Origin of the sequence: Methanococcoides seepicolus, assembly GCF_023684405.1 — an archaeon.
Taxonomy (GTDB): domain Archaea; phylum Halobacteriota; class Methanosarcinia; order Methanosarcinales; family Methanosarcinaceae; genus Methanococcoides; species Methanococcoides seepicolus.
In genome coordinates, this window is sequence record NZ_JAGSOI010000091.1 from 1 (window position 1) to 6,571 (window position 6,571).

Here is a 6,571-nt window from a genome sequence, read left to right on the forward strand (position 1 = left end):
ATATGCGGGATTTAATACATGAGAAATTTATGGAGTGCTCATCAAAAATTAGCTTTGCAAAGAGATGGATTGAAAAGTTTCTTAGTGAAAAACAGAAGTCCAAAATGTTGGGTGTTTGACTATAAATTATCGGGCTACTGATAGTAAAGCCAATTACTCTTTCTTTTTTTAATTCCTCTCTATTTAGTATCGATATCTTTAGATCTATTTATTTTTGAAAGAATTTGAATGTCAAACTGGGTTTATCATGCAAGAAAAAAACCTTTCAATGAAAGATATCGAAGATCTGGGCTATTATGATTTCATGAGCTATCTCGGAGTGCCATATTTTCATGTGGGTGGCCTGACATCAACGAAAAGATTGGCTGAGCTGTGCCAGATCAACAAAGCCAGCAAGGTGCTGATGGTTGGGTGTGGTATGGGGTTCAGTGCATGTTTTGTAGCTGAAAGGTTTGGTTGCTCTGTTGTCGGTGTCGATATTGCAGAGGTATCCATCAGAAAGGCAAAGGAGAGGGCAGAGAGCTTAGGTCTTGGGGATAGGGTGGAATTCCGTATGGGTGATGCCTATGACCTGCCCTTCGAGCCTGATACTTATGATGTGGTGATCACTGAGTTCGTGGCACAGTTCTTTGATATGGATAAAGCATTTCAGGAACTCGTACGGGTATTGAAGCCCGGAGGCATGGTGGGGATCAATGAGATGTACAGGGATGCGGATATCCCTCCAGCCATGGAGGAAGAGATCCTGGAGGCTGAACGCATTTTTAGTGAGCTCACGCAGTTACCCTTTTCCCTTTATTCTCCTGAAGAGTGGGAGCAGCGGCTCGAAAGAGCGGGATTGAGCGATGTCCATGTATATAGGCATCATCTTTCTGTGAGCCTGAAGGAACTAGAATTGGTGATCAGGGCAATGGGTGGGCTCGGGAAATTTGCCAAGCTGTTCCTGGGTTTGATGATCGGAATGATCAGATATGCTTTGTCAAGCAGGAATATAAGGAACAGGTTCAAGCAGATCAGCAGGGGTAAAAGGATACTGTTGAATAAGAGATCTACTTCGAAGTATGTGGGTTATGTTCTTGGTGTTGGTAAAAAAGTTTAAGGTTCTAATATTTCATAACAAATGATGGTCAGTAATATGGACATGTATTTTAGGAAACGATTGTAATTCATTATCTTCCTATCTTTCCCTACTAACCATATCCCGCCAAAAGAACCCATTTAGATATTGGGGAGTAGCAAGTTTTGTTTTTTAATTGTTCAATAAATTTACTTCTACACCTTGAAATAAATCAAGTTGCTAAAAGTTTTTATAATGGCATATCATTTCTTTATAATATTAGCCAGTATTAATTGGGGTGTATGAAAAATAGGTTTTCTACAGAGCCGTAATTTTATATATAACACAAAAACTTTAAATCATAACCAATCCTATCGAAGCAAATACAGCACATCTTATCCTTGAATTCGTAAATTTAAAAAGAAGGTGAGAAAAATGGATGCAATACCTAAAGGAACAACAAATTGTATGGTCTGTGGTAATGATATTAGTTACCATGATCACACTTGCAAAGCAAAATGCCATTATTGTGGAACTGAAGAAGATGCTTATATGTGCTGTGAAAGTGCACATTATGTATGTGATCGCTGCCATTCCACAGATGCATTAGGAATTATCGAAAACGTTTGTATGAACACGGATCTAAAGGACCCAATTCTTATTGCAGAAAAAATAATGGCACATCCAAGAATGCCCATGCATGGTCCCGAACACCATTCACTTGTACCTGCTGTCCTTATAACTGCATACCTGAATTTTAGAGGCCAAAAAGACGATACCAAAATAATAGAAGGTATCAAGAGAGGTAAAAAAGTTTCAGGAGGATTTTGTGGTTATCAGGGAGCATGCGGCGGAGGCATTGGAACAGGAATTGCAATAAGCATTCTATTGGGTGCTACACCACTAACCCCGAAAGAACGTTCACATGCAAATCTGGGAACTTCCAGAACATTGAAAGCAATTGCCGATTCCGGCGGAGCAAGATGTTGCAAAAAAGCTACCAGACTTTCCCTGAAAGAAGGGATGGAATATCTATCCGAACTGTTCGGAATTAACTGGATAAATGAGTTCAATACAAATGTTCAATGCCACTACACTCAGTACAATGAACAATGTGACAAGGATTGCGTTTACAGGATAAGTGAACACAACAGCTCATTTGTAATACCCATAGACACGAAAAACTGATCATTAGACCTAAATAGGTTGCAGAACTTTTTTATTTTCATTATTAAGGCTGCTTATTCCTATTGGCAATTGATATTTTTGGAATGCAGCTAAAAAAATAAATTTTGCTCTCAAGCAATATCTGTTTTATTATCAGTTTTCAGGGAAAATACTTTTTTATAAAAGATTGCAGCAAAAGTTCCACCTGCAAGTGGTCCGATCCAATATACCAGATGATCTGCCCAATGTCCCAGAACCAGAGCAGGACCAAATGTCCTTGCCGGATTCATTGATGCACCTGTCAAACCTCCACCCACAATGATATCCAGAAATACAATAGTTCCTATAATGATACCTGCATGCTTAGTAGAAGTCCTATTATCGACTGCCACTCCAAAAATAGTGAAGACAAGCGCAAAAGTAAGAATTGCTTCGATCAATATGCCTGAAGCAAAAGTAATGTCTGAAGCCAAAACCGTTGTCCCTAGAACAGTTCCACATTCAATTGAAGGAAATATATAAGACAATAGCAAACAGGCCCCTATTGCTCCCCCTAGTTGTGATATAATATAATATATAGTATTTTTCAGTTCAATTTGTCCTGTAACAAATAGAGAAGCAGTCACTGCAGGATTGATATGTGCTCCTGAGATATTCCCGATGGAATATACTATAACCATAACAATGATACCAGATGCAGCCGCTGAACCTAAAACATCAAGTGATTCCCAGAAAGCCCAACTCATATTTACTGAGCCAACAGCAACAAACACCAGAGCGAATGTTCCTATGAGTTCTGCCAAACTTTTATATATTAAATTTATCAAGAAGCCACCTCCATATTTAATGAAAGGATCGAAAAATGCATCGTAATAAAATAAAATATGTTTGTAGCTCCTGAAGAAGATGCAAACCAATGCGACTGCTAGTGTGGTAGATTTGCTGGGGTAGTCGTAGCGACTTGTATAACGACAGACTCCAGCAGATATTTACAGATATTTCCTTAATCTTCCATCCTTTTCACATTCATGATCCTCTGGTCCAGAATAGCACCGCAATTACATGATCCGTCATAAATTGCGGAAATGTCACGTGTGCGATATCGTATTAGAGGCATGCACCTGCGTCTTAATGTCGTAACTACAAGTTCTCCCTCTTCCCCGAGGGGCAGGATCTCCCCGGTTTTTGGGTAAATAACTTCGATAAGGAAATCAGGGTTATTCACATGTAAACCATCCTGCCCCTCACATTCAATAGCATTTGCCAGCCCAAGTTATGTCATCCCCCATTGTCTGACAGTCTTGCAGCCCCAAACACTTTCGATCACCATTCTCATGGTGTCAGTTAAAGGTTCAGATGAGCAAATTATCTTTTTAATACCAAGATCCATTACATTTTCGATCTTATTTGCTGCTACTGAAAAATCATAGATGAACGATGATGTGCCGATAATTACGGTCGTGCCATTTTCTTTTATAGTGCTGATCTGGCTCTGTGCATCAACGGAATCATTTATCACAGAACGGAAACCTGCAAGATCACAGGCCTTACTTAGAACAAGTCCTGGATCCCATGTTGCCGTTATTGTAGGATACATGATCTGCAAAGTATCTCCATTAGAACTCATTCCTGCCATCTTCAACCCGGAAATAACAGAATCGACGATCTCAAGCAACTCTCCCTGCGTATATGCTACTCTTTTTAGCATATTTGTAGTTCCTGAACTTGTGAACTCACGGGCAATTTCTTTCCTGGAAACACAGAGAAAATGATAAGGGTGGGATGCCAATTGTTCCTGATCTGTAAGAGGGATCTTTGCCAGATCTTCATATGTGTTTATCTGGGAGGAGTCGAGACCTTCTTTTGCATACAATTCCTTGTAGAACGGACTGTTCTCAGATACATAATCCATCAGTTCCTTCAATTTCAGAAGTTTGTATGCTTTTATACCATCCCTGTCAAGATCTTGGCCATCAAAATTTTTTTTTAACTCTTTATCTTTACCAATATCTTTTTTGATCTTAGCTACGCCCCACTGTTCCAATGGATTTCCATGTATGTTTTTTATTTTTCTGGAATCCAGTTTTCTTTTTGCTACATTCATTCGAATGGATGCACTGATTTTTTCAGGAAGATTCAATCTCATTACCCCCGTTACTATTATCAACTCACAAATTAAACCCCATAATTTCGATCAAAAAGAAATGGAGATATCAATCGTCCATTCCAATGACCTTGTTCTTGTTACGATACAGGAAATCACCATTACAATTGCTAAGATTGTAGTTGCAAAAAGGAATCAGTTTTCCATCCTGTGTAACTACGTGTATACAACAATTCTCAACACGTTCCTTTTCATATGACCACACATCCTGGAACGCCATTGTTGAAATGGTCAGGTATTTGTTCATGCTCATCTCAATAAAGTCCGCCCATCCTCCACTGGAACGACAGCAAGAGCTTTCCATGGGTATTGTTTCAATTGAAATAGTGTTATTCGGCTTTTCACAACAGGAAGACGAAACATCACTTTTACTGGCATTAACCAACGATGCTTTGCTAAGAAGATCATGACAGGATGGCTTTGAAACCGGTTGTAGATCCGGAGTTGAACCTTTCCATCGACCCATTATTGATTTCTTAGTTTTGTTAGCAACATCGGATTTTGATCTCACAGCACCCATTGATACATTTGTCAGTGGTATGAAATTGCCATTATCAATAAGTGTTAGACAAGTTGCTCCGCAGTGGGCGGTTGGCATCAAAGAAGGTGTAAAATTCTCGACTTTCAGTTGCCCATCGGTTTGTGTCTCAATTTCTTCGAGCAATTCCAGAATTGTAGTCCTACCTTCCATTTCAGCAGGAGACCTTCCGGAATAGAAAACCGGCTGGAAATGTACTCCTCTGACAGTTGGGACTTTTTGGCTTGCAAATTCGATTATCTTGCCAACTTCATGGAGGTTGTAATTTTTTGCCACGAGAGGTACAAGTACAACTCCAATTCCTGCTTTATCGCATTTATTGATAACTTCAGCTTTTATATCAAACAGCTTTTTCCCGGTCCTCTGTAAATATACATCATCCGAAACACCATCAAATCCTAGGTATATTGCATCGATGCCTGCTGCTTTTATACGGTCAAAATAATCCTGGTCCCGGGCAATTCGACGACCATTGGTGTTCAGTTCAACATGTGAAATTCCAACTTCTTTTGCCATTTTGATGATCTCAGGCAGATCATTCCTTAATGTCGGTTCTCCACCGGAGATCTGAACACAGGTTGGTTCATTGGAACATGATTTTACTGCTTCGAACATTCTTCTTATCGTATCCATGTCCGGATCATTACTGGCATCAGATGTGGAATCTGCAAAACAATATGTACAACCTAGATCACACCTGTCGGTTATTTCCACAATTGCAAGACAGGTATCCTGTTTGTGGGAGGGACAGATGCCACAGTCATAAGGACAGCCTTTATTTACATCAGTCAAAGGTGCTTTAACTCTCGCTCGATCTACGTCGAAACACTCTTCCATCTTTAGGTAGTGATTTACGTCCTTGGAAATGAGTGTAGTAAAACTACCATGTTCAGCACATTCTTTTTTAATGTATACTTTGCCATCCTCTACAAATTTGATACCCTCAATGGTCCTGAGACACTCAGGACAAAGGCTACCAACTGTACTAATTTGTTTCATCTTTTCCCTCCCGGAGTTTTTAGTTACAAAGGTCTATCAGGCTCTTTTTTCTTCCAGGATGGATTCGGCTGTCTTCAGTGTCTTGGTAACGCCCTGAGTAATATAGATATCACCACATTTGGGGCAAACAATACCAGGCCCTGGTCTTGAAACATCCAGATAGAACATGTCAACATTCCTGTCCACTGCTTCTTCGTTACATTTGTGACAGGTCCATCCACTTTCGTCATCATATTCGACTTCACCGAAAGAACCACCGGTCAATCCGGCAACTTTCATCTTATGGGCATATGCGCTTTTCAGTTCAAATGCACCATTTGCGAGAGGAGAATAAACTGCATAGGTCGTCAGATTATCAGAATCGCCTCTTGCAATGAAAACTTCTCCGTCTGCATCCTTCAGTTTGTTACCACTGGATTCCGCACTCTCGATAATCTCCTGGATTTCTTCGATTCTAAACCCATTGTCTTTCAACAGGCTGTTCGTTTCATCAGATATATTTATAGTCAAACACCCAACATTTTGGACTTCTGTTTTTCACTAAGAAACTTTTCAATCCATCTCTTTGCAAAGCTAATTTTTGATGAGCACTCCATAAATTTCTCATGTATTAAATCCCGCATATGATCAATATCGATAATGAACT

At 39.7% G+C, this 6,571-nt stretch carries 7 protein-coding genes; 2 read left to right on the forward strand and 5 right to left on the reverse strand.

What is annotated here, in order from left to right:
* The first annotated feature begins 247 nt into the window (after nt 1–247).
* Both KDK67_RS13195 and KDK67_RS13200 read left to right on the forward strand, forming a co-directional pair.
* Complete coding sequence (locus KDK67_RS13195; protein WP_250869292.1) at nt 248–1,099, forward strand: class I SAM-dependent methyltransferase; 852 nt, start codon at nt 248–250, stop codon at nt 1,097–1,099.
* Nucleotides 1,100–1,492: 393 nt separating this feature from the next.
* On the forward strand, nt 1,493–2,245 hold the full coding sequence (locus tag KDK67_RS13200; protein ID WP_250869293.1) for a DUF5714 domain-containing protein: 753 nt from the start codon (nt 1,493–1,495) through the stop codon (nt 2,243–2,245).
* 110 nt (nt 2,246–2,355) lie between these two features.
* On the opposite strand, the gene KDK67_RS13205 is transcribed toward KDK67_RS13200, so the two are convergent.
* From KDK67_RS13205 to KDK67_RS13225, 5 genes are all read right to left on the reverse strand, one after another.
* The gene (locus tag KDK67_RS13205; protein WP_250869295.1) at nt 2,356–3,051 is read right to left on the reverse strand and encodes an MIP/aquaporin family protein; all 696 of its coding nucleotides are present in this window, start codon (nt 3,049–3,051) and stop codon (nt 2,356–2,358) included.
* 176 nt (nt 3,052–3,227) lie between these two features.
* A complete protein-coding gene (locus KDK67_RS13210; protein ID WP_250869297.1) occupies nt 3,228–3,449 on the reverse strand; it encodes a hypothetical protein in 222 nt (73 codons plus the stop codon).
* Nucleotides 3,450–3,497: 48 nt separating this feature from the next.
* The gene (locus tag KDK67_RS13215; protein WP_250869299.1) at nt 3,498–4,370 is read right to left on the reverse strand and encodes a phenylacetate--CoA ligase family protein; all 873 of its coding nucleotides are present in this window, start codon (nt 4,368–4,370) and stop codon (nt 3,498–3,500) included.
* 67 nt (nt 4,371–4,437) lie between these two features.
* Complete coding sequence (locus KDK67_RS13220) at nt 4,438–5,925, reverse strand: radical SAM protein (RefSeq protein ID WP_250869300.1); 1,488 nt, start codon at nt 5,923–5,925, stop codon at nt 4,438–4,440.
* 36 nt (nt 5,926–5,961) lie between these two features.
* Entirely contained in the window at nt 5,962–6,435 is a 474-nt protein-coding gene (locus KDK67_RS13225) for a DUF7479 domain-containing protein (protein WP_250869302.1), read from the reverse strand.
* Nucleotides 6,436–6,571: the final 136 nt, after the last annotated feature.